This window comes from Paraburkholderia sp. WS6, from assembly GCF_030464835.1.
GTDB classification, from domain to species: Bacteria; Pseudomonadota; Gammaproteobacteria; order Burkholderiales; family Burkholderiaceae; genus Paraburkholderia; species Paraburkholderia madseniana.
Genome location: NZ_JALQCK010000108.1, coordinates 1 through 1,812 on the forward strand (window position 1 = coordinate 1; position 1,812 = coordinate 1,812).

Sequence of the window (1,812 nt, forward strand, 5' to 3'; positions counted from 1 at the left end):
TGCCGGCGAACTACTTTACCGCCGATGCACTGGCCACCCGGGGAGTTCAATAGTGCGCCGCGCAACTCGTGACAGACAGGGGTGCCGCAAGCATGACGCGATCAACGCATAAGGAAAACCCATGAGCCATATTTCGACGGTCAAGGAATACTTCCGGCGTATAGATCGGGAATTTCCAGCCGAGCTGTTTATCGAGGACTTTCAGTTCTTCTTCCCCAAGTTCGGCATCGGCCGAGGTTTCGACGCATTGATGGAACTTGCGCGCGGCATACAGCCGACCAGGCTAAGCAGCCTCCATCATGTCGATGATCTGCTCTATATCGAGCAAGGCAATCTCGTTGCGGCCGAAGGGACAACCGAAGGCACCAGCAGCGACAACGTGGAGTGGTGCGGCGGCCAGACGCCCGGCGGCCGCTTCTGCAGCATATTCGAGTTCAACGACGAAGGCTTGATCAAGCGAATGCATGTGTATCTCGACCCGGATTACACGGGCGCCGACACCGCGCGTTTCCTCTGGCCGCAGCGCACGAAAGTCGAATGGTAAAGACCGGATGGGGATCGTGGCGCGGTTGCCAACCGGTCCCGTTCCGTCGAAGGCTCCGATTGCCGATCGGGTTTGCCTGTATCACCTCAACCAAGGAGGCGTGATATGAGAAACATGCAAGGCAAAGTTGTGATCGTCACGGGGGCTGCCAGCGGGCAGGGCGCCGCCGAGGCGAAGCTGTTCGCCGAGCACGGAGCGAAAGTCGTTGTCACCGATATAGATGAACGGGGCGAAGACATAGCGGCGAGCTTTGGCAGTTCCGGACACTTTGTTCGCCACGACGTTGGCGACGAAGGCGGTTGGGCCGAGGTGATGCGCCAAACGCTCGACCGCTTCGAGCGGATCGACGTCCTGGTGAACAATGCCGGCGTCTTTAAACCTGCCGCTCTGATGGAAACCGACGTGACGCTGTGGCAGCTCCACTATCGCGTCAACCAGCTCGGCGTGTTCCTGGGCATGCGTGCGGCGTCTGAGGTCATGGTCAAGACGGGAGGCGGGGCGATCATCAATGTTTGTTCCAACGCTGCCTTGAACAACGTCCCGGGCATGTTTGCCTATGCAAGCACCAAGTGGGCGGTCCGCGGCATGACGAAGCTTGCGGCGTCGGAATTCGCGACGCTCGGCATACGCGTGAACTCGATTTATCCGGGAATCATCGACACGCCAATGCTTGGGCAAAATTCTGCTGAGCAGCTGACACACTACAAGAGCATGATTCCGATGCAGCGACTCGGGACGCCGGACGAAGTCGCGCGGCTGGTGCTGTTCCTGGCTTCGGACGACGCTTCCTACATTACCGGCGGTGAAGTGACCATTGACGGCGGCATCGGCTGAGGGCGGCACGATACCGCCGAGTGCGGGAAGTGCTGTCGGGCTCTACGCGTGACGCAGCGAATCAACTGCAGAACACCCTACAACGTCGTTTTGTGCGGCGATAGAGCTGCGCGCCGGCATTTCAAGTCTCCGATTCTCGCCCTTCTCTTTCTCGAGTTGGCGCAAGCGACGCCCGCCACACGTGAGGGCTCGCTTCGCGTATTCCGTTTCTGGTCAACCCCTCTCCTCGGTTGCCTTAAATGTGGCCTGCATCGGCACGAATGCGACGAGTATCCGATATGCGTTCGGCCGTGTTGCGGCACATCCGTTGACTTTCGAGCGCTGACGGCCCGGGCTATTGCTGCCAGATCCGCTATCTACGTTGCGCAACGCCATCAGATTCGTCGGTTTCGACGACGTGCGAAGCGTCCGCGAAATACAGAATGGGTTTGCCC

General features: G+C 59.3%; 2 protein-coding genes. Both read left to right on the top strand.

Annotated features, from left to right (window positions below; all coding sequences use genetic code 11):
• Positions 1 to 121: 121 nt before the first annotated feature.
• Entirely contained in the window at positions 122 to 544 is a 423-nt protein-coding gene (locus tag M0D64_RS44710; RefSeq protein WP_266262301.1) for a nuclear transport factor 2 family protein, read from the top strand.
• A gap of 114 nt (positions 545 to 658) precedes the next feature.
• Positions 659 to 1,378 (top strand): SDR family NAD(P)-dependent oxidoreductase, encoded by a 720-nt coding sequence (locus M0D64_RS44715; RefSeq protein ID WP_266262302.1) that lies wholly within the window; start codon positions 659 to 661, stop codon positions 1,376 to 1,378.
• Positions 1,379 to 1,812: the final 434 nt, after the last annotated feature.

What these genes read in the sequence shown, in the direction of transcription:
- M0D64_RS44710 (WP_266262301.1), top strand. Translation starts at nt 122, where the DNA reads ATGAGCCATATTTCGACGGTCAAGGAATACTTCCGGCGTATAGATCGG.
- M0D64_RS44715 (WP_266262302.1), top strand. Translation starts at nt 659, where the DNA reads ATGCAAGGCAAAGTTGTGATCGTCACGGGGGCTGCCAGCGGGCAGGGC.